Below are 22,910 nucleotides of genomic sequence, written 5' to 3'. Positions count from 1 at the left end.
CGTACCGGAAGGATACGAAATGACAGTATCCGGCGACTTCATGGCAACAGAAGGCGGACAGCTGGATGTACCTGTAGAAAAGATCCAGAAAAACGTGATCATGAACATCCGTTTTATGGACGGAGATAAGTTCATTGCAGGCGGAGACTACTTTGTACCAAAAGGAGTAAACAATTACTCTATCCTGAAACCATACGTGCCGGAAGGATACCGTATGACAGTATCTGGAGACTTTATGGCAACAGAAGGCGGACAGCTGGATGTACCTGTAGAAAGAATCCAGAAAAAGACTTCTTTATTTGTTACATTCATGACAGTTAAAGGAAGAATTGTTGCTCATGATTATGCATCTGTAACGCAGGCAGGGGAACCAGGAACATGCTGGTCATTCCAGCTTGGAAAAGACTACCAGCTTCCGGAAGGATATCAGCTCGTAGAAGGTTTGGTTCAGAAAACAAATATTGATGTACCATTTGGATGCACACGTGGTTACATTTTATTTGTAGAAAAAGTTGAAGAACCGACAGATCCGAGTGACCCGACAGATCCGAGTGACCCGACAGATCCGAGTGATCCGACAGATCCGAGTGACCCGACAGATCCGAGTGATCCGACAGATCCGAGTGACCCGACAGATCCGAGTGACCCAACAGATCCGAGTGATCCGACAGATCCGAGTGACCCGACAGATCCGACGGACCCGACAGATCCGAGTGATCCGACAGATCCAACAGACCCAACAGATCCGACAGATCCGGCTGAACCGGTAGATCCATCTAAACCGTCTGACAATGATAACAACAAGACAGATGATACAACAGAAGTAAAGGCAGACGTAAAAGATGACAAAAAAGATGCTCCGAAGACAGGGGATACTGCAAATGCAGCAATTCCGGCAGTAGGAGTAATCGGAAGTCTTGCAGCTATCGCAGCAGTATTGGCAAGAAGATTCCGCAAATAATAAACAAAAAATTCATTTCCAAATAACCAAAAACAAATAAAACCATTGCCTGGAATATTATATTTCAGGCAATGGTTTTGTGATAAAATGAGGTGCAGATGAAAAGAATCCATAAGAATATTATATCATTTATTGTTGCCGTATGCCTGCTTTCTGCAGGATTGTGTGCTTGCTCTTCGGAAGACACGAAGGAGAAAGAGGCAGAGACATCGCCGATCGATTATGTTTCAGAAAAAATTCCAGACAAAGGAGATTCGTTTTCAAAGGAAGAAAAGGAAGAAATCAAGACAGGGATCATGGGATGGGCTTCCGGATTTTTGATTGTGGACAGCAGTATAGAAGAGGAAGAAAAAATGGTCATTGATACGACCTTGTACTCCAGTATTGCTTCGGATGAAGACCGGGAGAAACTACAGAAAGACCGGGAAAAACTCTATACTAACGCAGAGGTCACTGTCACTTCCGTTGAGACGAAGATCAAGGATGCATATAAAGTGGAATATCAGGGCAGCACACTCGGAAAAGTAAGCTGTACAATCAAAATGGAAGGAACAAGAAACGGGAAAGAGTTCAAGCGGAATTACACTGTAAAGATGATCGTCAATTGTGATGATGCTGTTTCCATATATGAAATCGAAAATATCAGCTGGAAGTCCTGAATGTATCCAGACAAAGAAACGCCGGAGAACAGGTGGGAGGCCTGTCACTCCGGCGTTCGTCGTGGAGTCTTTTGTGATGAGAATACAACAATAACCCATGTCCGCCAGCCCAAGCATACCATCCTGCCGACAGACATAAGTATGAGATACGCACTGCCGCAGGAGAGAATTCTTTATTGTGATAGATTGAGGTTGTTTGATTTTATTTTTATTTTTTCTAAATCATTCTCTCAGCGGACATACTGTCATATTCAATACTATTATCACGTGAAAAGAGGAAAATTGCAACATTTTTTTGCAAAGTTTTTGCAAAACCAAGATTTGGTGGAGAACGCATCTTGACTTGGAAAGTGATGAACGAGTATAATGCATTCAGATAAAGATTGGAAGGAAACGAATATGAAAAAATGGAGGAATATCTGGGCGGCACTTGCGGTCGTATGGATGGCTGTGATTTTCGCTTTTTCGGCAAAGACGGCCGGAGAATCTTCCAAAGACAGCCTGCTTGTGGGGAAGATGATCGGAGAAATCTTTGTGTCTGATTTTGAAAGCTGGACGAAAGAGCGTCAGGATACATTTGCGGAAGCGATTGAATATCCGGTCAGAAAGGCGGCTCATGGGACGGAATATGCGATCCTTGGATTCCTCTTGTTTCAGACGATCCGTTCCGGGACGAAGACGACACTTGGAAAGACAGGAATTTACGCCTGGGGGATCGGTACATGTTATGCAGCTGGCGATGAGTTCCATCAGCTTTTCGTTCCGGGCAGAGGTGCGATGATCACAGATGTTTTGATCGACAGCGGCGGCGTGCTCGCCGGAGTGGCCGTGGCAGCATTGACATGGAGACTGTGGAATAGAAAGAAGAAGGAGAAAACATGGAAATAAGATTGGCAAAGACAGCAGGATTTTGCTTTGGGGTAAAAAGAGCAGTAGATGCGGTGTATGAGCAAGTGGAAAAACGTCGGAAAAGACTTGAGGCGGGCGAGGCTCATGTCCCGGAAATCTATACATTTGGTCCTATTATACATAATGAAGAAGTGGTCAAAGATCTGGAGAAAAAAGGTGTGGGCGTACTGCATACAGAAGAGGATCTGGATCGCCTTGATGACGGCATTGTCATTATCCGTTCCCATGGGGTGGGAAAACAGATCTATGACAAACTGGAGGAGAAAGGAATTCCATATGTGGATACGACCTGCCCGTTTGTAAAAAAGATTCATAATATTGTCAAAACAGAGAGCGATAACGGCAAGTATATTATCATCATTGGGAACAAGGAGCATCCCGAGGTAAAAGGGATAAAAGGATGGGCAAAAGACAGGGTCAGCGTCATCGAAAGCGAGGAGGAGGCGAAGGCTTTTACATTGGAAAACTCGCTGTCTGAGGCAGAAAATGGAAATAAAATCTGTATTGTGTCTCAAACGACATTTAATTACAATAAATTCAAATATTTAGTTGAAATTCTTTTGAAAACGCGTTATGATATAAGTGTTTTAAATACGATCTGTAATGCTACAAAGGAGCGTCAGATAGAGGCTTCCCGCATTGCAGCAGAGGTGGACGCGATGATTGTTATAGGAGACAAACATAGTTCGAACACCCAGAAGTTATTTGAAATATGTGAAAAGGCATGTAAAAATACGTACTACATACAGACTCTTGACGATTTGAATATGAATCAATTACAGTTAAAGTCCGTGGAAGCAGTAGGTATTACAGCAGGGGCATCCACGCCCAATAATATAATTGAGGAGGTTCAAAATAATGTCAGACTTAACTTTTGAACAAATGTTGGAGGAATCATTCAAAACAATACACAATGGAGAGGTTGTAGAAGGTACAGTTATCGATGTGAAACCAGATGAAATCATTCTCAACATCGGATACAAAGCTGACGGTATCATTACAAGAAGCGAATACACAAACGAACCGAATGCAGACCTCACAACCATGGTATCTGTTGGTGATTCCATGACAGCTAAAGTTCTGAAAGTAAACGACGGAGAAGGACAGGTTTTACTGACATATAAGAGACTTGTTGCTGAAAAAGGAAATGAAAGACTTAGAGAAGCTTTTGAGAACAAAGAAGTTCTGAAAGCACCGGTTACACAGATTCTTGGAGGCGGTCTCAGCGTTGTTGTAGAAGAAGCCAGGGTATTTATTCCGGCAAGTCTTGTATCCGATACTTATGAAAAAGATCTGAACAAGTATCAGGGACAGGAGATTGAATTTGTTATCAGCGAATTCAATCCGAGAAGAAACCGTATCATCGGAGACAGAAGACAGATTCTGGTTGCTGAAAAAGCAGAAAAACAGAAAGAACTTTTTGCAAACCTGAAAGTGGGCGACACAGTAGAAGGAACAGTAAAGAACGTGACAGATTTCGGTGCTTTCATCGATCTGGGCGGAGTGGATGGTCTCCTTCATATCTCCGAAATGTCATGGGGACGTGTTGACAATCCGAAGAAGCTTTTCCAGGTAGGAGAAACTGTAAAAGTACTTGTGAAAGATATCAACGATACAAAAATCGCATTATCACTCAAATTCCCGGAGACAAATCCGTGGAACAATGCAGCAGAAGATTTTGCAGCAGGTAAAGTTGTGACAGGTAAAGTTGCAAGAATGACAGATTTTGGTGCGTTCGTAGAACTGGCACCGGGAGTTGATGCTCTTCTCCATGTATCTCAGATTTCCAGAGCACATGTGGAAAAACCGTCTGATGTACTGAAGATTGGACAGGAGATCACAGCGAAAGTAGTGGATCTGAATGAAGAAGAGAAAAAAATCAGCTTAAGCATGAAAGCACTGGAACCGGCAGAAGAAACAGCAGAAGAAGTGCAGACTTCTGAAGAAGAGTAATTCTGAAGGGACCGTGACATTATAACGAAACAGAAGAAATAGAGGCTTTTGGCCTCTGTTTTTTCATGTTCCAGGTTCTGTTAAAAAATGAACGAGGAGGAAGGAAAAAAGATGGGACTTTTAACTTTCAAGGGTGGGATTCATCCGAATGACGGAAAAAGTCTGGCAAAGGACAAGGCGATTGTCGAGATCCTGCCGAAAGGGGATTTGGTGTATCCGCTTTCCCAGCATATCGGAGCCCCGGCGTCTCCGATCGTAAAGGTAGGAGATCAGGTGCTGAAAGGACAGAAGATCGCGGAGGCAGGAGGGTTTGTGTCCGCTCCGGTCTACTCTTCCGTGTCCGGAAAGGTAAAGGCGATCGCGCCTAATTTCACACCGACAGGAGGAAAGGTTAATTCTATCGTCATCGAAAATGACGGGGAATATACGGAGGCTGAAAAGCTGGCGACGAAACCCCTTGAGGAACTTACGAAAGAAGAGATCCTCAATCTGATCGCAGATGCAGGGATCGTAGGTATGGGAGGTGCAGGGTTCCCGACAAGAGTAAAGCTTTCCCCGAAAGAACCGGATAAGATCGACTACGTTATCGCAAACTGTGCGGAATGTGAGCCGTATATCACTGCGGATTACCGCAGGATGATGGAAAATCCGGAAGAACTGGTAAGCGGGATGAAAGTCATTCTCCGGCTGTTTGACAATGCGAAGGGAGTTTTTGCTGTGGAGGACAACAAGCCGGATTGTATCGCAAAGTTAGAAGAACTTACAAAAGGGGAGCCGCGAATGGAAGTGGCGAAGCTGATGACGAAATATCCACAGGGAGGAGAGCGTCAGCTTATCTATGCTGTGACGAAAAGAGCTATCAATTCTTCCATGCTTCCGGCAGATGTAGGATGTGTGGTAGACAATGTGGAGACCATCATCAATATCCACCATGCAGTGATCAATGGACGTCCGTCTATCGAACGTGTTGTCACAGTGAGCGGGGACGGAGTCAATGAGCCGGGAAATTTTAAAGTTCCTTTTGGAATTTCCCAGAGAGAGCTTGTGGAAGCGGCAGGCGGACTCAAAGAGGAAACGCAGAAGATCATATCCGGAGGACCGATGATGGGATTTGCTATGTTTACTCTGGATGTTCCAGTTACAAAAACTTCATCTTCGATCTTATGTCTTACAAAGGACGAGGTAGCCATGTACGAACCTGGGGCATGTATCAACTGCGGACGGTGCATCGAAGCTTGCCCAAGCCGCCTGATTCCGTCGAGACTTGCAGATTATGCGGAGAGGCATGATGAGAAGGCATTTGAAAAAGAGTTCGGAGTGGAATGTATGGAATGCGGATCCTGCAGCTATGTCTGTCCAGCGAGAAGACAGCTTAAACAGGCCATCGGTTCCATGAGAAAGATCGCACTGGCCAACAGGAAGAAGAAATAGGAAATGAGAGGTGGACACAAGTGAACGAACAGTTTAATATTTCAGCATCGCCGCATATCCGTGCCAAAGATTCCACAGGCAGCATTATGATGTGGGTCATCATCGCACTTTTGCCGACTACATTGTTTGGTATATGGAATTTCCGTGATCAGAACGCGTGGATTCTTGTAGTTGTAACAGTGGCAGCGGCTGTGCTGACTGAGTTTATATATGAAAAGCTGATGCACAAAAAGGTAACTATCAGTGATTTTAGTGCAGCGGTTACAGGGCTTTTGCTTGCCCTCAATCTTCCGCCGTCTGCTCCATGGTGGATGGGCGTGCTCGGAAGTGTATTTGCTATCCTTGTAGTAAAGCAGTTGTTTGGGGGACTTGGACAGAATTTCATGAACCCGGCGCTTGCGGCAAGATGTTTCCTTTTGATCTCTTTTACAGGAAGGATGACATCCTTTACATATGACGGTATTACCGGGGCTACACCGCTTGCAACGATGCGTGCAGATGGTTCTATCGCAAATGTGGATACGATGAACATGTTTATTGGACAGATTCCTGGTACCATTGGGGAGACTTCCACTATCGCGATCATGATCGGTGCGATCATTCTCCTTCTGAAAGGAATCATTGATCTCCGTATTCCGGGAACTTACCTTGTGACTTTTGTGATCTTTATCACAATTTTCGGAGGCCATGGTTTTGACTGGCAGTTCATTACCGCTCATCTTTGCGGCGGCGGTATCATGCTCGGTGCGTGGTTTATGGCGACGGACTATGTGACAAGCCCGATCACAAAGAAAGGGCAGATCATCTACGGTATCCTGCTGGGTGTTCTCACAGGGCTGTTCCGTCTTTTCGGAGGTTCCGCAGAAGGGGTTTCCTATGCGATCATCATCAGTAACATTTTGGTTCCGTTGATCGAGAAGGTTACTCTTCCGAAACCATTTGGTAAAGGAGGAGAGAAATAATGAATAAGATTGTAAAGAATACGATCATTTTGACAGCGATCACGCTGATCTCAGGGATTGCCCTGGGCGGTGTTTACGAGATTACAAAAGCGCCGATCGCACAGGCGCAGGAAGATGCAAAGCAGGAAGCATACAAAGAAGTCTTCCAGGATGCAGACGAGTTCAAAGCACTTGATGTGGATGAAAAAGAGGCGGCACAGGCGGTAAAAGACGCTGGTGTGGACGGCGCTGTGATCAATGAGGCTGCTGAGGCTCAAAAAGGCGGGGAGACCATCGGATATGTTGTGACGGCGACAGATAAAAACGGGTACGGTGGAGATATCCAGCTGTCTGTCGGAATTCAGTCCGACGGTACAGTGACGGGAATCTCTATTCTGTCCATCAGCGAGACGGCAGGTCTTGGTATGAATGCCGATACACCGGAATTCAAAAAGCAGTATGCCGATAAAAAGACAGAGCAGTTCTACGTAGACAAAGACGGCGGAGAAGGAGAACAGATCGATTCCATCAGCGGCGCTACGATCACGACGAGAGCTGTCACGGGAGCAGTCAATGCATCCCTTGGATATTATCAGAATGTGTTAGGAGGCAGTGCAGATGAATAAATGTGGGGAACGCTTATATAACGGTATTATCAAAGAAAACCCGACATTCGTCATGATGCTGGGTATGTGTCCGACGCTTGCGGTCACGACTTCTGCCATTAACGGGATCGGTATGGGGCTTTCCACGGCGGTGGTTCTCGTATTGTCCAATATGCTGATTTCCATGCTTAGAAAGATCATTCCGGATTCAGTTCGTATTCCGGCGTTTATCGTAGTAGTTGCATCTTTTGTGACGATTGTCCAGTTCCTTATGGAAGGGTTTGTTCCGAGCCTCTATTCTGCGCTTGGACTTTATATTCCATTGATCGTCGTAAACTGTATTATTCTCGGACGTGCAGAAAGCTATGCTTCCAAAAATCCGGTGCTTCCGTCCATTTTTGACGGTCTCGGAATGGGACTTGGATTTACATTTGGTCTTACGTGTATCGGTATAGTCCGTGAGCTTATCGGTGCGGGCAAGGTATTCGGCATCCAGATCATGCCGGAATCTTACGAGCCGATCACGATCTTTATCCTGGCTCCGGGAGCCTTCATTGTGCTGGCTGTTCTTGTTGCGGCAAGAAATCAGATCATGGACAGCATGGAGAAGAAAGGAAAGAAAGTAACGAGACCTCAGGGAGGCTGCGCGGAAGGCGGCTGTGCTTCCTGCGGCGGATGCGGTTCTGCTGCAAAGGATCCGGACAAGGAATAGGAGGAGAAAAGGATGAAAGAATTACTGATTATCGCAGTTGGCTCTGCGCTTGTAAATAATGTTGTACTGAGCCAGTTCCTTGGAATCTGTCCGTTCCTTGGAGTGTCAAAAAAGATTGAGACAGCAGGTGGAATGGGAGGCGCCGTTATTTTCGTCATCACGATCGCCTCTCTTGTGACCAGCCTGATTTATAAATTCATCCTGCTGCCTTTGGATGTATCATATCTGCAGACTATCGTGTTTATCCTGGTAATCGCAGCGCTCGTCCAGTTCGTTGAAATGTTCCTGAAAAAAGCGATGCCTTCGCTTTATCAGGCGCTCGGGGTTTACCTTCCTCTGATCACAACAAACTGTGCAGTGCTCGGAGTGGCGCTCACAAACGTACAGAAAGATTATGACATCCTGAGCAGTGTGGTAAACGGATTCGCCACTGCGTTTGGTTTTACCATCGCCATTGTGATCATGGCTGGTATCCGTGAAAAGACGGAACACAATGATGTGCCGAAGCCATTCCAGGGTACACCGATCGTACTTTTGACAGCGGCGCTGATGTCCATTGCATTTTTTGGATTCTCAGGTCTGATTTAAGGGAGGAAACAGGATTATGACAGGTATACTCGTTGCCGCTGCCATCGTCGGCGGCGTAGGATTGTTCATCGGCGTTTTCCTTGGGATCTCCGGGAAAAAATTCGCGGTGGAAGTCGATGAAAGAGAAGAAGAGATCACAGGAGTGCTGCCGGGAAATAACTGCGGCGGATGTGGTTACGCAGGATGCTCCGGTCTGGCAGCAGCCATTGTCAAAGGGGAAGCTCCGGTCAACGCATGCCCGGTAGGCGGAGCTCCGGTTGCAGAAAAGGTTGCGGCTATCATGGGACAGGAAGCAGGAGAGACAGTTCGAATGACTGCCTTCGTGAAATGCGCAGGAACCTGCGAAAAAGCAAAAGACAATTATAAATATACCGGGACACATGACTGTGTCATGGTAAATATGATGCAGAATAACGGGCCAAAGGGCTGCGTTTTCGGATGCCTTGGAGAAGGAACCTGCGTGGCAGCATGTCCGTTTGATGCGATCCATATCAAAGACGGCATTGCAGTTGTAGATAAAGAGGCATGTAAAGCCTGCGGAAAATGTGTGGCAGCATGTCCAAGACACCTTATCGAGCTTGTACCGTACGAACAGAAGCATCTTGTACAGTGCAGTTCTCTCGACAAAGGAAAAGATGTCATGAGCGTATGCTCTGTGGGATGTATCGGATGTAAAATGTGTGAAAGAGTCTGTGAGTTCGACGCAGTGAAAGTCACAAATAATGTGGCGCACATTGATCCGTCAAAATGTACAAACTGCGGAAAATGCGCTGAGAAATGTCCGAAAAAGATTATTGCCTAGCTGCAAGTAAGGTGCGGATCTTTTCCATAAAAACAGGGATGGCTTTCTGGAAGTAAGATTCTGGAAAGCCATCCCTGTTTTTTTAATAAGTCAAGGTCTTGAACAGAAAGGGGAAAATGATATAGTATAAGAAGAGAAAAATCACAGGAGGATGGAAGATGCATAGAAAGAACAGTTGGAAATCCTGGGGAAGAGATACATGGCAGATGATCCGGAGGGATTTGTGGAATATCCGGATCGTGATTCTTGTCCTGGCAATATATTTTACAGTAGCCTGGTATTTTTTGTACACGTCTTGCCCTCTTGTTCTGGTAACTGGTTTTCCATGCCCTGGATGTGGGCTGTCGAGAGCTGCATTCTCGATTCTCCGAGGGGAGTTTTTGCAGGCGTGGCATCTGAATCCATTTATTTATGCCATCGTTGCTCTGGCGGGCGCTTTTTGCATACGCAGATATATCCTTCACAAGGAGACGACGTCTTTAAAGAAATGGCTGCTGCTTCTTTTGATCGGTATGATTTTGTTTTACATTTATCGGATGATCCGTTACTTCCCAGGGGAACCTCCGATGAGTTTTTATAGGGACAACCTGATCAATCGGCTTCTCAGAGCAGTAGGGTCAGTGTAAGAACAATGTGTGAACTTGAAAAACATTGTTGTAGTCCTGAAATGCACGTGATAAAATAAGACAAGTGAACAGAAGAAAGGAAAGGGACCGATTATGGAAGAAAAGAAAGATAATATGGAGCGCCCGGAAGAAGAAAGGGAAGCGATGACAGAGCCAAATGAGCAGGAGATGGTTCCGACAGTGATTCAGGATACAGAGACGAAGACGGAGGAGCCAAAGGAAGACGTCTCCTATGATTACGGGCGGTGTTCGAAGTCCGGCTCGGAGGAAATGGCAGACCGTCAGGACAAAAAGAAAGAAAGCGGATATACGGCTTACAGCGAGAATGTACAGCACGAGTCGCAGAAAAATGCACGGTACGACAGCAATTATGCCTACAATGTAAAGATGGATCCGAAACATGAGCCGGATGCGGGGCTTGACTCCTCTCCGCTCAGTATGGGAGACTGGCTGCTTACGATTCTTGCACTGTTGATCCCATGCTGTGGGGGAATCATTTTGTATTGCTACTGGGCGTTCAGCAAAACCGGAAATCTCAACCGCAGAAATTTTTGCCGTGCTGCTTTGATCGTCGAGGCAGTGTGCATCGTGATCGCGCTTGTGTTTATCATAATGGTAGGTGTGATCGGGTTCGCGGACAGCTATATTGATTACAACGGATATTATTACGGATATTAAATGGTGCCGGCGTTGATGCACGCGGATGCATTGATTATAGTAAAAAAGAAAACAGGGTCAGCGTAAGATTGCCGTTTGGCAGCCGCGCTGACCCTGTCTGTGATGTGTAAAGAAAAATCTATTTTACTGCTTCTTCCCAACCGGATGAGGCATGCAGGGAATAGTCGCTTGTCACAAAAAGAGCTTCCACACCTTCCGTATTGTTGATCAGGTCAAGTCCTTTTTCTACTCCAAGAGAATAGCAGATCGTGCTAAAGGCATCCGCATCCGCGGAAGAGTCGCAGAGGATCGTTACCTGATACAGATCGTTTTCAATCGGATAGCCGTTATCCGGGTTCAGGATATGGTGGTAGATTTTTCCGCCTTTCTCAAAGTATCGCTGGTAATTTCCGGAAGAGACAAGGGAAGTATCCTTTACATGTGCAGTTGTGATCGATGCAGTATCATCGGCAAACGGTTTCCGGATACCGATGTTGAAATCAGTTCCGTCCGGTCGTCCGCCCACGGTAAGTACGTTTCCGCCCAGGTTGATGATTGCGCTTTTTACACCTTCGGAGACAAGGTAATCCCGGATCCGATCCGCAATATATCCCTTTGCAATCCCTCCAAGATCGATGCCGGAAGCTGGATCAGAAAGCCAGACCTGGTTGCCTGAGATCTGGATAAAATGGTAATCCACATGGGAAGCTGCCTCAGCGATCGTTTCGGCAGAAGGCACATTTCCGGTATTGTTGCCGAAATCCCAGAGCTCGCTCAAAGGAGCGATCGTAATATCGAAAAGACCGTCTGAAAGATCCCCGTAGTGTATTCCAAGCTGGATCAGTTCCAGTGTTTCGTCGGATACGGATACTGGCTGGCCTCCGGAATGATTGATCTGGTAGAGTTCACTTGTCGGAATAGTCGGACTTAATTTTTCCTCGTAGGATTCACAGAGGTCAAAACTTTTGTCCAGAAGCGATTCGTCATCCGAATCATATATGGAGATCCCGATCACAGTATCCAGAAGCAATCCGGTTTTCTGTATGGGATCGGATGTCTTTTCCTTGCATCCGGAAAAAAGAACCGAAGCGGAGAAGATGAGGGCCGTACAACATGCGGTAAAAAAAGTAAATTTTCGTTTCATGAAGTCTCCTTTCTGCCGGCCTTGTCCGGCCATGCATGACAAAACCGTCACTTATTTATCTTAGCACGGCAGGGAAAGAAGATGCAACAGGAGTTTCGCGAATGATCAGGGAATCGAACATATGGTTGAAGAACATGGGATGATATGTTAGAATAGAGCGGAAAGAGGAGGCAGTATGAAGAAGGGTGATTTTATTGTAATAGGCACGATTCTTTTGGCGGCCTGCATTGGATTTGGCATACTTTTCTGGATGGGAAGGCAGCAGGCAGGAACCGTGCGCATTTTTAAAGATGGAAAAGAAGCAGGTGTCTATTCCCTTGACAAAGACCAGGAAATCCAGGTGGACGGAGGGGAAAATGTTGTTGTAATAGAGAATGGCAAGGTAAGGATGCAGTCTGCTTCCTGTCCTGATCAGATTTGCGTAAAGCAAGGGGAGATCGGAAAAAAAGGGGAGAGCATTATCTGTCTGCCCAATGAGGTTGTTGTCTCCGTGGAAGAAGGGGAAGAAAGCGGAGTTGACGCAGTGACAAATTAGTGTAGAAGGAGAGAGGCAGTTTGCACAGAAAGGGAGCGAAACTTGTGGCGTTTGGGGTGTTTGTCGCTCTGGCGCTGATTTTCAGTTATATAGAGGCGTGTATCCCGTTTCAGATTGGGATACCAGGTGTCAAGCTTGGGCTTGCGAATCTTGTGATCGTCGTAGCTCTTTATAAGATGCCTGTCCGGGAAGTTTACATTCTGTCTATAGTGAGAGTACTGCTTGCCGGATTACTTTTTGGAAATATGATGAGTATTATTTACAGCCTTGCAGGAGGACTTTTGAGCCTGACCGTTATGTGGGCATTGAAAAAAAGTCCGTCCATGAGTCTGATCGGGATCAGTATTGCAGGGGGTGTATGTCACAATCTGGGACAGCTTTTGATGGCGATGCTGACGGTGGAGACATACGGAGTGTTTTCCTATTTTCCGATCCTTATGGTTTCCGGTCTGCTTACAGGACTGGCCATCGGCATCGGAGCCAGGGAGATGCTGCTGCGCCTTGGAAGGCTGCAGTTTTAAAAAAGCAGGAGGAAGGAAGCGGAAAAGACATGATAGCATATATAAGAGGAACACTGGAGGACCTGGAAGAAGATAAGGCGGTCATCGACGTGGGAGGGATCGGGTACGGCGTGTTTATGTCCGGGCAGTCCATGTCAAGACTTCCAAATCTGGGGGAGGAAGTAAAGCTGTACACCTATTTGAATGTGAAAGAGGACGCCATGCAGCTCTACGGTTTCCTCACAAAAGATGAGCTGGAAGTATATAAACTTGTGATATCAGTGAGCGGAATTGGACCGAAAGGAGGACTCAGTGTCCTGGGGCAGATGACGCCGAATGATCTGCGGTTTGCAGTCATGGCAAATGATGTAAAAGCGATATCTAAGGCGCCTGGGATTGGGAAAAAGACAGCGGAAAAGCTGATCCTGGAGCTGAAGGATAAACTGAAATTTGAGGATACGCTGGGAGGGACGATGGATGGAACATCGGCTGACACGGCGGCGGCCACCGGCATCGGACAGATACAGAAAGAAGCGGTGGAAGCACTGGTTGCACTTGGATATGGAAGCACGGAGGCGCTCCAGGCTGTGAAAAAAGCGGGGGGTTCTGAACAGTTGTCTGTGGAAGATGTATTAAAGCAGGCGCTTAAACAGATGGCATTCATCTGATCTGAGATGCCAGATAGACAGGAAGGCAGAAAAAAAGCATGAAAAAAAGAATTATTACTACGGAAAGTCTGGAAGAAGATAAGAAAATAGAGAGTACCCTTCGCCCGCAGATGCTGGAAGATTACATAGGACAGATGAAGGCAAAGGAGACCTTGAAGATCTATATAGAGGCGGCGAAAGCAAGAAAAGAACCGCTTGATCATGTTTTGTTTTACGGCCCGCCAGGACTTGGAAAGACGACACTTGCGGGCATCATAGCCAATGAGATGGGAGTGCATTTGAAAGTTACATCCGGGCCTGCCATAGAAAAACCAGGAGAGATGGCGGCTATCCTCAACAATCTGCAGGAAGGGGACGTCCTTTTTGTAGATGAGATCCACAGGCTGAACAGGCAGGTGGAGGAAGTGCTCTATCCGGCAATGGAAGATTTTGCCATTGATATCGTGATCGGAAAAGGGGCAGGGGCAAGGTCGATCCGTCTGGAGCTTCCAAAATTTACACTCGTTGGGGCCACTACAAGGGCTGGTATGCTGACGGCTCCGCTCAGAGACCGGTTCGGCGTTGTACATCGGCTGGAATTTTACAGTGATGAGGAGCTGAAGACGATCATCCTGCGGTCTGCCAGTGTGTTGGATGTGGAGATCGAACCGAAGGGGGCGCTGGAGATCGCGCGCCGTTCCAGAGGCACCCCACGTCTGGCCAACCGTCTGCTGAAGAGAGTGCGGGATTTCGCTCAAGTCAAATATGACGGCGTGATCACGGAAGAGGTGGCAGGCTATGCGCTGGATCTGCTGGAAGTGGACAGGTATGGTCTGGATTATCTGGATCGTAATATTCTTCTTACGATGATCGAGAAATTCGGAGGGAAACCGGTAGGGCTTGATACACTGGCAGCTGCTATCGGGGAGGATGCCGGAACGCTGGAGGATGTCTATGAGCCCTACCTTCTGAAAAACGGATTTCTGCAGAGAACACCGAAGGGCCGGGTGGCGACAGAACAGGCATACCATCATCTCGGAATCGCCTTTCCGCAGACTTAAAAAGAAAACAGTTGGTTTTTTTTCAGGGATAGTTTATAATGGATGAGAGGGACTTCCAGAGAGAAGAAGGAGGAAGCGTTTTATGTCAGTACAAAAGAATTATACCGAAGTTCTGATCGGCGGCAAGGTTTTTACATTGAGCGGATTTGAAAGTGAAGAATATCTTCAGAAAGTTTCTACGTATTTGAACCATAAGATCTCCGAGTGTATGGAGACTGAGGGATATAAAAAACAGAGTGCGGAGACGAGAAGCCTGCTTCTTTCGCTGAATATTGCGGACGATTATTTCAAGGCAAAAGATCAGACATCTGTGCTGGAGGACGATATTGAAGCGAAAGACAAGGAAATGTATGACTTAAAACATGAGCTTATTTCGGCACAGATCAAGCTGGAAAATGCAGAGAGCGCAATTGACAAGCTGAAAGAAGAAAACAAAGAGCTTCAGATGAAGATTGTGAAACTGGAAACAGAAATGAAAAATCATCGCAAGAATTAGGGCTGTCGGACAAGACAGCCTTTTTTCAAAGTAAGGCAGGATTGATATATGAAAGAAAGAAAAGAATGGAAACAGACGGAGATTCTCGCCCCGGCAGGAAGTTATGAGAGCTTTCGGGCGGCGATCTTGTCCGGCGCGGATGCGGTCTATGCGGGAGGAGACTTGTTCGGCGCCCGGGCATATGCGGGGAATTTCCGGGAAGAAGAATTGATACAGGCCATCCAGGAGGCGCATTTGTACGGGAAAAAGCTGTATCTGACCGTCAATACATTGTTAAAAGAAAAGGAGCTGGTGACGAAACTGTACGACTATCTTGCACCTTATTATGAACATGGGCTGGATGCAGTTATCGTTCAGGATCTGGGGGTGCTGCGGTTTGTGAGAGAGCAGTTTCCAAAGCTTTCTGTCCATGCCAGCACACAGATGGCAGTGACAAGTGCCCTTGGAGCGAGTCTGCTGAAAAAATACGGTGTGGAGAGGATCGTCCCTGCAAGGGAGCTGTCTCTTTCAGAAATCCGCAGAATGAAGGAAGAGACCGGACTTGAGATCGAATGCTTCGTACATGGAGCCCTCTGCTATTCCTATTCCGGACAATGTCTTTTCAGCAGTATGCTGGGAGGAAGAAGCGGCAATCGAGGGCAGTGTGCACAGCCTTGCAGACTGCGGTATCAGGCAGAAGGACAAAAAAGACCATCGTGCCTTCTGAGCCCGAAAGATATCATGACTCTGGATCTGATCCCTGAGTTTGTGGAAGCAGGCATCGATTCCTTTAAGATCGAAGGCAGAATGAAAAAGCCGGAATATGTGGCGGCAGTTACTTCTATGTATCGGAAGTACACGGATCTGTATTTGAAAAACGGGAAAGAGCGCTATCATGTGGAAGAAGAAGACAAGCAAAAACTGATGGATCTCTATAACCGAGGAGGAAGTTGTACAGGATATTATCATATGGCAAATGGAAAAGAAATGCTTTCCCTTGATCGGCCAAACCATGCGGGAATACAGGCGGCCTGTGCAGAGCGTCAGAAAGGAAGAAGCGTCCTTCTGAAAGCTTTAACCCAGATTCACAAAGGAGATATCCTCGAGATCTCAGAGAAAGAAAACGTGACTATGGGGCAGGATGTTCAAAAGGGCGGCCAGTTTTCCATCCTTGTGGCGAAAGGGACGGAGATCCGTCCAAGAACAGTCGTTTACAGGACAAGAAACAGTTTTCTGATAGGAGAAATTCAGGAACGGCTAAAAAAAGATCAGCTCAAAAGACCGGTCTGCGCAGCGGCCTGGCTGAAGGAAGGGGAGCCGATGCGCTTGCGGATTTCGGACAGAGAGGCAACAGTGGAAGTGGAAGGAATGACTGCGGAGACAGCGAAAAAGCAGCCTCTTGACGGGAAACGCGTGGAAAAGCAGCTTCGGAAGACCGGAAATACGGAGTTTGATATTCGAGACTTTACGCTTTCTATGGAAGGGGATCTTTTCGCCCCAATGCAGGCGATCAATGAACTTCGGCGGGAGGCGCTGGAAGCATTCAGGGAAGCGGTGCTTCAGAAATACCGAAGGGAAAGGCCAAGACGGTGCGCATTTCTCAAAAAAGAGTCAAAAACTATACGGGATGCATTTGCGCTCTCTGCGCTTGTGGAGACGCGGGAACAGGCAGAGGCCGTGCTTGGAAACACTCAGATTGGCAGAATCTATATAGATGGCCATCTGGATGGAGGGATCGGACAGCCGGACACGATAAGATGGCTGAAAGAGCAGAGAGATCAGGCTCAGAAAAGAGGAAGATTACCGGAGTTCTATCTGGCATTTCCTCATATTTTTCGGGAACGTGCCGAGCGGCAGTACGATGCGGTTAAGAAGGAACTTTTTTCTTTCCCGTGGGATGGAATGCTCGTGCGGAATCTGGAATCTATCGAGTATCTCCGGAGGAATGGATGGAAAGGAATGATACAGGCAGATCATCATCTGTATACGATGAACCGATGTGCAGAGGATTTCCTGCGAGGAGAGGGACTTCAGGAAATGACGCTTCCGCTGGAACTCAATGATATGGAGATGAAAGAGATAGCAGACGGGGAAGAAGAACTTGTCGTGTACGGATATTGCCCGATGATGATCAGCGCAGGGTGTATCCAGAAGACGACAAAAGGATGCACCGGAAAAACGGTAATCACAAAGATGAAAGACCGTTATCAGAAAACATTTTATGTAAAAAATTACTGTGATACATGTTATAATGTAATTTATAATACCGCTCCTCTTGTGCTCCTTCAATCGAGGCAGGAGATAGAAGATATTGGAATCAGAAAGCTCAGGCTTCACTTTACATTGGAGCCGGGGGCAGAGACGGAGCGTGTTCTGAAGCTTTACGAAGATGTATTCTTAAGAGGGGAGACGAAAGCGCTGTCCGAGGCGCCTTTCAAAGACTATACACGCGGACACTTCAAAAGGGGAATAAAGTAGGTGACAAATTGTTTAATATTATAATGGAAATATCGAAATATCTGATTTTGATTATGATAGTTATTTATACATTCGAATGTTTTTCGGTGTTTGGCTATCATGACGCATACACAAAGATGTGGATTCTCAGAAGACAGAGTATGTGGATGTTTATGATCCATTTTCTGGCGTTTTTGACGATCTTTTTAAACCAACAGGAAGTAAAGATTCTTGTTTTTTATGTCGTCCAGGTCGTGCTTCTTGGAGCCATCATCCTATTGTACAGCATTTTTTATCCAAAAGTATCGAGGCTGGTCGTCAATAATATGTGCATGCTGCTGTCGCTTGGATTTATCATGCTGACAAGACTTTCTTACGACAGGGCGGTCAAACAGGTTATGATCGTGGTTGTATCGGTGGTAATTTCTTTGTTTGTTCCGGTCATTATCCGGAAAGCAAAGTTCCTCCCAAAGCTTAGAATCTTCTACGGTGTCGTGGGGGTGGCAGCTCTGGCAGCTGTGATCGTGGTGGGGCGAAGAGACAATGGAGCCTTGCTTGGATTCGAAGTGGCGGGGATCAATATCCAGCCTTCCGAGCTGGTAAAGATCGTATTCGTATTTTTTGTGGCTTCCAGCTTTTATCTGTCCACGACATTTAAAAATGTGGTCATCACGACAGTGGTTGCGGCGGCACATGTCCTGATACTTGTGGCTTCCAAGGACCTTGGTGCGGCGCTGATCGTATTTGTTGTCTATATGGTAATGCTGTATGTGGCTACAAGGCAGCCGCTTTATATTTTGGCAGGACTGGCAGGAGGAAGCGCAGCGGCGGTAGCAGGCTACTATATTTTTGCCCATGTGCGCACGAGGGTCGTGGCATGGAAAGATCCTTTCGCTGTGTACGACGGGGCAGGGTTCCAGATTGTACAGTCGCTTTTTGCTATCGGAACCGGGGGATGGTTCGGGCTTGGTCTTTGCCAGGGGATGCCGAATAAGATTCCGGTTGTGACGACAGATTTTATCTTTTCGGCGATTGCTGAGGAATTGGGAGGAATCACGGCGATCTGTCTTATTTTAATCTGTGTAAGCTGTTATATTATGTTTTTGAATATTGCCATGCAGCTTCAGGACAGTTTCTACAAACTGGTGGCACTTGGGCTTGGAACGTGTTATATCTTTCAGGTGTTCCTGACGATCGGAGGAGTTACAAAATTTATCCCGTCTACCGGGGTAACGCTCCCGCTTGTAAGCTACGGGGGAAGCTCCCTTTTGAGTACACTCATCATGTTTGCGATCATTCAGGGACTGTATATTTTAAGAGAAGACGAGGAAGATGATATTGAACGACAGAAAGAATTACGGGCAAAGAGGAGACAGAAGGCGCAGCAGACAGGACGACCTCGAACAAATGGAACGGGGGCTCCAAAGAGAACTGCAGCGGGAAATGGAAGAAGAAAACCTCAGGACAGGCGGCAGAATATACGGCGAACGTAAGCCGGCACCAAAAAAGCCTGGAAAAGAGGAAAAAAGAAGACAACAGCAGGAAGAAAAAAGGCGTATACGGAAAAAAAGAGCGGTTAACCGACAGTATGTATGGATTACTTATTTTTTCGTCCTCCTGTTTTTGGTAATGATCGGACATTTCGCCTACTACAATGTGGTACAAGGAAAAGATATCATAAACGACGCCAGAAATCCGAGAATGAATCTGTATGCAGATCAGATAAAGCGAGGAGAGATCCGGGATAAAGACGGCAACATTCTGGCTCAGACAAAAGAGAATGAAGACGGAACACAGACGAGGGAGTATCCGTACGGCGATCTTTATGCCCATGTTATCGGATATGCGGAAAAAGGGAAATCTGGACTTGAGTCTACGGAAAATTTTACGCTCCTCCATTCAAGTGCTTCCTTCCTTGACCGAATCGTCAATGAGTTCCGGGATCAGAGAAATCCGGGAGACAATGTGTTCACAACGCTGGATACCAATCTTCAGCAGGCGGCGTATAATGCCTTGGGCAATAATAAAGGGGCGGTCGTTGCCATTGAGCCGGACACCGGAAAGATTCTGGCGATGGTGTCAAAACCGACCTTCGACCCGAATACGATCGTGGCAGATTGGGAAACCTTAAATCAGAATACCGAAGGCGTGCTTGTAAACCGTGCTACACAAGGCCAGTATGCACCTGGATCGACGTTCAAAGTCGTCACTGCACTTGCATTTATGCGGCAAAATCCGGATTATGAGAATTATTCTTACCGGTGCAGGGGAGAGATAACAGCAGGAAAGAATGAAATCCACTGTTTTGGCGGAGAAGTCCACGGAACTGTGGATCTGGCAGATTCCCTCGCTTATTCCTGCAATACTTCCTTTTCCAATATCGGACTTCAGCTGGATATTGATGAATTTAAAGCGACCGCGGATGGGCTTTTGTTTGACTCTGAACTTCCGTGTCCTCTGATCTACAATGAGAGCAAGTTTAATTTGAAAAAGGGAGACGGGGATGCAGCCATTGCCATGACAGCCTTTGGACAGGGGAAACTTCAGGTAAGCCCGTACCATATGGCTCTGATCACATCCGCCATCGCAAACGGAGGTACACTGATGCAGCCGTATCTTGTGGATCATGTAGAAAGCGCAGACGGAAAGACGACAGAAAAGTATGTTCCGGAAGTATATGAAGAGCTGATGACGCAGGAGGAAGCTGCGAAGCTTACGGAATATATGCAAGGCGTTGTGGAATATGGCACCGCAACTACGCTGAACGGCCAGAATTTTACAGTGGCAGGAAAGACTGGGACAAGCGAGTACAGTGTGGACAAAGAAAAGACACACTCCTGGTTCATCGGATTTTCCAACGTGGAGAATCCGGATGTGGCGCTTGCGGTCATCATCGAGAATTCTGACAGGACAGGAGATGTCGCTACGGAGACGGCCAAAAGCGTGTTCCGGGCTTACTATAATAATTAGAGGTCATACTATGCGGTATTTGAAAAAATTATATGTCAGTGAGGAACTAAAAGGGAAGGAAGCGGAAGTCATCCGCCATCTGGAAGAAAAAGATTTCCAGTTCCGGGTGTATCTGATCTGCATACCGGAAAGGGAGGAGAATCAGCTGGAAATCTTTCACAGCGGGATGCTTCTCCAGGAATGGTACAAAGACAAGGACGTCCTCGTGGCAGGATTTTCCAGAGGGTATGAGCAGGCTCTGGAGCTGGTAAGAGAGATTGTGCAGGAGGTGGCAGACCAGACAGGGGATGCCAGGATCAGACAGTATTTATTGGAGCGGCAGGGATAGGATATGATAATACTACATATATTGCTGTGGATTTTAAAGATCATAGGGATATTGCTTCTCATTGTTCTGGGACTTCTTGTCCTTGGAGTATTGACGGTGCTGTTTGTACCTGTGCGGTACGAAGGGAAACTATCCGGCGATATATCCTGCCGGGAGAAGGCGGAAGGATATCTGAGGATCAGCTACTTTCTGCGGCTGATCCAGTTTAAAATGCAATATGCCAATGGAAAGCTTGCCTGGGAAACGAGAATCGCATGGAAGAGATTTGGGCAGGATAAAGAAACGGATACGTCTGAGAATACAGCACAAAAAGCGGATCCAGAGCCAGTCAGGTTGCCGGAGAAGCCATTGGAAAAGGAGAAGCATGAACAGAAGAAAGAAGAGCAACCTGTAATCCGGACTTCTGAAAAAGAAACAAAGACTTCCGAAAAAGAAAAAAAGGCTGACAGCGGCAAGGCACAAGAAAAGAGAATAAAAGAAAAGCCTTCCGAAGAAAAAAAGAAAGATCCCGCAAAACCAAAATTCTTTGATAAGATACAATATACTTTTCACAAAATCTGTGATAGGATAAAGTCATTGGAAGAGAAAAAGGATAAAGTAGCGGAGTTTCTTTCAGATGAGGTCCACAGAAGAGCATTTTCAAAAGGAAAGCGTGTTTTCATTACTTTTTTGAAAGCATGGAGACCGAAATTTGTCCGTGGAAATATCGAATTTGGGTTTGACGATCCGTATTATACGGGCAAGACGCTGGCATATCTTGCTATGATCTATCCGTTTTTCGGGGAGTGGCTGGAGATTGTGCCGGATTTTGAAAAAGCGGTATTAAAAGGCAATTTGCATATAAAGGGGCATATTCGGATGAACCATGCGGCAGCGGCAGGTATAAAGCTGATACTGGACAAGAATATCCGCAGTATAGTGAAAGAAATACTGAGCATGCGCAAGAGTCCAAAGCAGAAGAAGGAGGAAAAATCAAATGGCAGAAAGTAATTTCAAATCAACAATGGAAGCATTATTCCACGGGATGGACAATGTGATCTCGTCCAAGACAGTGGTAGGGGAGGCAATCCACGTAAAAGATACGATCATCCTTCCTCTGGTGGATGTATCCTTTACCGTCGGGGCAGGTTCCTTTGCGGCAGAGAAAGGGGAAAAAGGCGCCGGAGGCCTTGGCGGGAAGATGACTCCATGCGCAGTCCTTGTGATCCAGAATGGTACGACACGTCTTGTAAATATCAAAAACCAGGATACGATCACGAAGATTCTCGATATGGTGCCGGATCTGGTAGACAGGTTCCGCACAAAGAATGAGAATCCGGTCACAGAGAAAGAAGTAAACGAGATTCTGGACGAAGGAAAAGAAGACAAGTAAAAATGCATAAAAAGCAACGTTCTGCATAATATAATACTAAGTAAAAGCGGGCAGGAGATAAGATGAAAAGAATTCTTGGATTTGCATTGTTTATGATAGCAGCAGGAATGATTCTCATGATGTTCCTGCCCAATCTTTTTGCAGAAATCTGTATCCTCGTCCTTTGTATTGTTCTCGGATACTGTCTGTTTTGCTGCTGAGTATGGGAAGAAAAAAGAGTGGAAGACATGAAAAAAACCAGGATCAAATCCTGGTTTCATACATGTAAAAATAACTTATGCTCTTTCTACTCTGCCAGACTTTAAGCAAGATGTACATACATACATTCTTTTTGCTCCGCCTTCTGTCTTAACGCGAACAGATTTCACATTGGATTTCCACATTTTTGGTGTTTTTCTATGAGAGTGGCTGACATTATTTCCGAAATGAGCACCCTTTTCACAAATAGCACATTTAGCCATGACTACACCTCCTAACGCTCTTACTCGTCCTTTATATAATGAAAGGACTCACAACACTATTCATCTTATCAGATAGAAATGAGAAATGCAAGCATTTCTTTCGTGTTTTCAAATAT

General features: G+C 46.2%; 27 protein-coding genes. 25 read left to right on the top strand and 2 right to left on the bottom strand.

The features are described 5' to 3' along the window. The 13 genes from FLB61_RS10095 to FLB61_RS13065 all read left to right on the top strand — a co-directional run. Positions 1 to 961: LPXTG cell wall anchor domain-containing protein (locus FLB61_RS10095; protein ID WP_221920062.1), on the top strand; the 961-nt coding region annotated here is incomplete at its 5' end. Positions 962 to 1,059: 98 nt separating this feature from the next. Then, the gene (locus tag FLB61_RS10090; protein WP_221920061.1) at positions 1,060 to 1,620 is read left to right on the top strand and encodes a hypothetical protein; all 561 of its coding nucleotides are present in this window, start codon (positions 1,060 to 1,062) and stop codon (positions 1,618 to 1,620) included. 399 nt (positions 1,621 to 2,019) lie between these two features. Further along, a complete protein-coding gene (locus FLB61_RS10085) occupies positions 2,020 to 2,508 on the top strand; it encodes a VanZ family protein (protein ID WP_221920060.1) in 489 nt (162 codons plus the stop codon). After that, positions 2,499 to 3,407 (top strand): 4-hydroxy-3-methylbut-2-enyl diphosphate reductase, encoded by a 909-nt coding sequence (gene ispH, locus FLB61_RS10080; RefSeq protein ID WP_221920059.1) that lies wholly within the window; start codon positions 2,499 to 2,501, stop codon positions 3,405 to 3,407. The genes FLB61_RS10085 and ispH overlap by 10 nt, the downstream gene beginning before the upstream one ends. After that, positions 3,388 to 4,482, top strand: coding sequence for a 30S ribosomal protein S1 (gene rpsA / locus FLB61_RS10075; protein WP_087202985.1), 1,095 nt, complete (start codon positions 3,388 to 3,390; stop codon positions 4,480 to 4,482). The genes ispH and rpsA overlap by 20 nt, the downstream gene beginning before the upstream one ends. 111 nt (positions 4,483 to 4,593) lie before the next feature. After that, positions 4,594 to 5,913 (top strand): electron transport complex subunit RsxC, encoded by a 1,320-nt coding sequence (gene rsxC / locus FLB61_RS10070; protein ID WP_087202986.1) that lies wholly within the window; start codon positions 4,594 to 4,596, stop codon positions 5,911 to 5,913. Positions 5,914 to 5,933: 20 nt separating this feature from the next. Beyond that, positions 5,934 to 6,875 carry an RnfABCDGE type electron transport complex subunit D gene (locus tag FLB61_RS10065; protein WP_087202987.1) on the top strand — a complete coding sequence of 314 codons (942 nt, stop codon included), beginning with the start codon at positions 5,934 to 5,936 and terminating at the stop codon, positions 6,873 to 6,875. Further along, a complete protein-coding gene (locus FLB61_RS10060; protein ID WP_221920058.1) occupies positions 6,875 to 7,480 on the top strand; it encodes an RnfABCDGE type electron transport complex subunit G in 606 nt (201 codons plus the stop codon). The genes FLB61_RS10065 and FLB61_RS10060 overlap by 1 nt, the downstream gene beginning before the upstream one ends. After that, on the top strand, positions 7,473 to 8,171 hold the full coding sequence (gene rsxE / locus FLB61_RS10055) for an electron transport complex subunit RsxE (protein ID WP_221920056.1): 699 nt from the start codon (positions 7,473 to 7,475) through the stop codon (positions 8,169 to 8,171). Before FLB61_RS10060 ends, rsxE begins: the two co-directional genes overlap by 8 nt. Before the next feature lie 12 nt (positions 8,172 to 8,183). Further along, positions 8,184 to 8,759 carry an electron transport complex subunit RsxA gene (rsxA, locus tag FLB61_RS10050; protein WP_087202990.1) on the top strand — a complete coding sequence of 192 codons (576 nt, stop codon included), beginning with the start codon at positions 8,184 to 8,186 and terminating at the stop codon, positions 8,757 to 8,759. A gap of 16 nt (positions 8,760 to 8,775) precedes the next feature. After that, a complete protein-coding gene (locus FLB61_RS10045; RefSeq protein ID WP_087212159.1) occupies positions 8,776 to 9,561 on the top strand; it encodes an RnfABCDGE type electron transport complex subunit B in 786 nt (261 codons plus the stop codon). 158 nt (positions 9,562 to 9,719) lie between these two features. After that, positions 9,720 to 10,187, top strand: coding sequence for a DUF2752 domain-containing protein (locus FLB61_RS10040; RefSeq protein WP_221920054.1), 468 nt, complete (start codon positions 9,720 to 9,722; stop codon positions 10,185 to 10,187). 93 nt (positions 10,188 to 10,280) lie between these two features. Next, the gene (locus tag FLB61_RS13065; RefSeq protein WP_246599192.1) at positions 10,281 to 10,865 is read left to right on the top strand and encodes a hypothetical protein; all 585 of its coding nucleotides are present in this window, start codon (positions 10,281 to 10,283) and stop codon (positions 10,863 to 10,865) included. A gap of 118 nt (positions 10,866 to 10,983) precedes the next feature. Here FLB61_RS13065 and FLB61_RS10030 read toward each other — a convergent pair whose 3' ends face one another. Next, positions 10,984 to 11,988 carry an FAD:protein FMN transferase gene (locus FLB61_RS10030; protein WP_221920053.1) on the bottom strand — a complete coding sequence of 335 codons (1,005 nt, stop codon included), beginning with the start codon at positions 11,986 to 11,988 and terminating at the stop codon, positions 10,984 to 10,986. Positions 11,989 to 12,163: 175 nt separating this feature from the next. Here FLB61_RS10030 and FLB61_RS10025 point away from each other — a divergent pair, with 175 nt between their 5' ends. The 12 genes from FLB61_RS10025 (at position 12,164) to FLB61_RS09970 (ending at position 22,533) form a co-directional block, all read left to right on the top strand. Further along, the gene (locus tag FLB61_RS10025; protein ID WP_087202994.1) at positions 12,164 to 12,523 is read left to right on the top strand and encodes a NusG domain II-containing protein; all 360 of its coding nucleotides are present in this window, start codon (positions 12,164 to 12,166) and stop codon (positions 12,521 to 12,523) included. A 20-nt stretch (positions 12,524 to 12,543) separates the two neighbouring features. Next, entirely contained in the window at positions 12,544 to 13,044 is a 501-nt protein-coding gene (locus FLB61_RS10020; RefSeq protein ID WP_087212150.1) for a Gx transporter family protein, read from the top strand. A 29-nt stretch (positions 13,045 to 13,073) separates the two neighbouring features. Continuing rightward, positions 13,074 to 13,691, top strand: a complete 618-nt coding sequence (ruvA, locus tag FLB61_RS10015; protein WP_221920052.1) for a Holliday junction branch migration protein RuvA — start codon at positions 13,074 to 13,076, stop codon at positions 13,689 to 13,691. 38 nt (positions 13,692 to 13,729) lie between these two features. Next, positions 13,730 to 14,731 (top strand): Holliday junction branch migration DNA helicase RuvB, encoded by a 1,002-nt coding sequence (gene ruvB / locus FLB61_RS10010; protein WP_087202997.1) that lies wholly within the window; start codon positions 13,730 to 13,732, stop codon positions 14,729 to 14,731. Between the two features lie 82 nt (positions 14,732 to 14,813). Next, a complete protein-coding gene (locus FLB61_RS10005; protein WP_087202998.1) occupies positions 14,814 to 15,227 on the top strand; it encodes a cell division protein ZapA in 414 nt (137 codons plus the stop codon). A 48-nt stretch (positions 15,228 to 15,275) separates the two neighbouring features. Next, the gene (locus FLB61_RS10000) at positions 15,276 to 17,684 is read left to right on the top strand and encodes a peptidase U32 family protein (protein ID WP_221920051.1); all 2,409 of its coding nucleotides are present in this window, start codon (positions 15,276 to 15,278) and stop codon (positions 17,682 to 17,684) included. A gap of 8 nt (positions 17,685 to 17,692) precedes the next feature. Next, complete coding sequence (locus tag FLB61_RS09995) at positions 17,693 to 19,156, top strand: FtsW/RodA/SpoVE family cell cycle protein (RefSeq protein WP_221920050.1); 1,464 nt, start codon at positions 17,693 to 17,695, stop codon at positions 19,154 to 19,156. Positions 19,157 to 19,292: 136 nt separating this feature from the next. Next, positions 19,293 to 20,633, top strand: a complete 1,341-nt coding sequence (locus FLB61_RS09990) for a peptidoglycan D,D-transpeptidase FtsI family protein (protein ID WP_405121565.1) — start codon at positions 19,293 to 19,295, stop codon at positions 20,631 to 20,633. Positions 20,634 to 20,643: 10 nt separating this feature from the next. Then, positions 20,644 to 20,961, top strand: coding sequence for a hypothetical protein (locus FLB61_RS09985; RefSeq protein ID WP_087212141.1), 318 nt, complete (start codon positions 20,644 to 20,646; stop codon positions 20,959 to 20,961). Positions 20,962 to 20,964: 3 nt separating this feature from the next. Next, the gene (locus FLB61_RS09980) at positions 20,965 to 21,951 is read left to right on the top strand and encodes a DUF2953 domain-containing protein (RefSeq protein WP_087212138.1); all 987 of its coding nucleotides are present in this window, start codon (positions 20,965 to 20,967) and stop codon (positions 21,949 to 21,951) included. Further along, a complete protein-coding gene (locus tag FLB61_RS09975; RefSeq protein WP_087203003.1) occupies positions 21,938 to 22,333 on the top strand; it encodes a GerW family sporulation protein in 396 nt (131 codons plus the stop codon). Before FLB61_RS09980 ends, FLB61_RS09975 begins: the two co-directional genes overlap by 14 nt. Before the next feature lie 62 nt (positions 22,334 to 22,395). Further along, positions 22,396 to 22,533 (top strand): hypothetical protein, encoded by a 138-nt coding sequence (locus tag FLB61_RS09970; protein ID WP_204244073.1) that lies wholly within the window; start codon positions 22,396 to 22,398, stop codon positions 22,531 to 22,533. 75 nt (positions 22,534 to 22,608) lie between these two features. Here FLB61_RS09970 and rpmB read toward each other — a convergent pair whose 3' ends face one another. After that, on the bottom strand, positions 22,609 to 22,794 hold the full coding sequence (gene rpmB, locus FLB61_RS09965) for a 50S ribosomal protein L28 (protein ID WP_087203004.1): 186 nt from the start codon (positions 22,792 to 22,794) through the stop codon (positions 22,609 to 22,611). Positions 22,795 to 22,910: the final 116 nt, after the last annotated feature.

Source organism: Sellimonas caecigallum, assembly GCF_019754295.1.
GTDB lineage: Bacteria > Bacillota > Clostridia > Lachnospirales > Lachnospiraceae > Sellimonas > Sellimonas caecigallum.
The sequence above is the reverse complement of the archived record's forward strand: the minus strand, read 5'-3'. Positions and strand labels throughout refer to the sequence as shown.

Bases quoted from the DNA above. Each gene is read 5' to 3' on its own strand.
- FLB61_RS10040 (WP_221920054.1), top strand. From the start codon at position 9,720: ATGCATAGAAAGAACAGTTGGAAATCCTGGGGAAGAGATACATGGCAG.
- FLB61_RS09975 (WP_087203003.1), top strand. From the start codon at position 21,938: ATGGCAGAAAGTAATTTCAAATCAACAATGGAAGCATTATTCCACGGG.
- FLB61_RS09970 (WP_204244073.1), top strand. From the start codon at position 22,396: ATGAAAAGAATTCTTGGATTTGCATTGTTTATGATAGCAGCAGGAATG.
- rsxE (WP_221920056.1), top strand. From the start codon at position 7,473: ATGAATAAATGTGGGGAACGCTTATATAACGGTATTATCAAAGAAAAC.
- FLB61_RS10060 (WP_221920058.1), top strand. From the start codon at position 6,875: ATGAATAAGATTGTAAAGAATACGATCATTTTGACAGCGATCACGCTG.
- FLB61_RS10030 (WP_221920053.1), bottom strand. From the start codon at position 11,988: ATGAAACGAAAATTTACTTTTTTTACCGCATGTTGTACGGCCCTCATC.
- FLB61_RS10045 (WP_087212159.1), top strand. From the start codon at position 8,776: ATGACAGGTATACTCGTTGCCGCTGCCATCGTCGGCGGCGTAGGATTG.
- FLB61_RS09990 (WP_405121565.1), top strand. From the start codon at position 19,293: ATGATCGGACATTTCGCCTACTACAATGTGGTACAAGGAAAAGATATC.
- FLB61_RS10005 (WP_087202998.1), top strand. From the start codon at position 14,814: ATGTCAGTACAAAAGAATTATACCGAAGTTCTGATCGGCGGCAAGGTT.
- FLB61_RS13065 (WP_246599192.1), top strand. From the start codon at position 10,281: ATGGAAGAAAAGAAAGATAATATGGAGCGCCCGGAAGAAGAAAGGGAA.
- FLB61_RS09985 (WP_087212141.1), top strand. From the start codon at position 20,644: ATGCGGTATTTGAAAAAATTATATGTCAGTGAGGAACTAAAAGGGAAG.
- rsxA (WP_087202990.1), top strand. From the start codon at position 8,184: ATGAAAGAATTACTGATTATCGCAGTTGGCTCTGCGCTTGTAAATAAT.
- rpsA (WP_087202985.1), top strand. From the start codon at position 3,388: ATGTCAGACTTAACTTTTGAACAAATGTTGGAGGAATCATTCAAAACA.
- FLB61_RS10085 (WP_221920060.1), top strand. From the start codon at position 2,020: ATGAAAAAATGGAGGAATATCTGGGCGGCACTTGCGGTCGTATGGATG.
- ruvA (WP_221920052.1), top strand. From the start codon at position 13,074: ATGATAGCATATATAAGAGGAACACTGGAGGACCTGGAAGAAGATAAG.
- ruvB (WP_087202997.1), top strand. From the start codon at position 13,730: ATGAAAAAAAGAATTATTACTACGGAAAGTCTGGAAGAAGATAAGAAA.
- FLB61_RS10000 (WP_221920051.1), top strand. From the start codon at position 15,276: ATGAAAGAAAGAAAAGAATGGAAACAGACGGAGATTCTCGCCCCGGCA.
- ispH (WP_221920059.1), top strand. From the start codon at position 2,499: ATGGAAATAAGATTGGCAAAGACAGCAGGATTTTGCTTTGGGGTAAAA.
- FLB61_RS09980 (WP_087212138.1), top strand. From the start codon at position 20,965: ATGATAATACTACATATATTGCTGTGGATTTTAAAGATCATAGGGATA.
- FLB61_RS10025 (WP_087202994.1), top strand. From the start codon at position 12,164: ATGAAGAAGGGTGATTTTATTGTAATAGGCACGATTCTTTTGGCGGCC.
- rsxC (WP_087202986.1), top strand. From the start codon at position 4,594: ATGGGACTTTTAACTTTCAAGGGTGGGATTCATCCGAATGACGGAAAA.
- rpmB (WP_087203004.1), bottom strand. From the start codon at position 22,794: ATGGCTAAATGTGCTATTTGTGAAAAGGGTGCTCATTTCGGAAATAAT.
- FLB61_RS10090 (WP_221920061.1), top strand. From the start codon at position 1,060: ATGAAAAGAATCCATAAGAATATTATATCATTTATTGTTGCCGTATGC.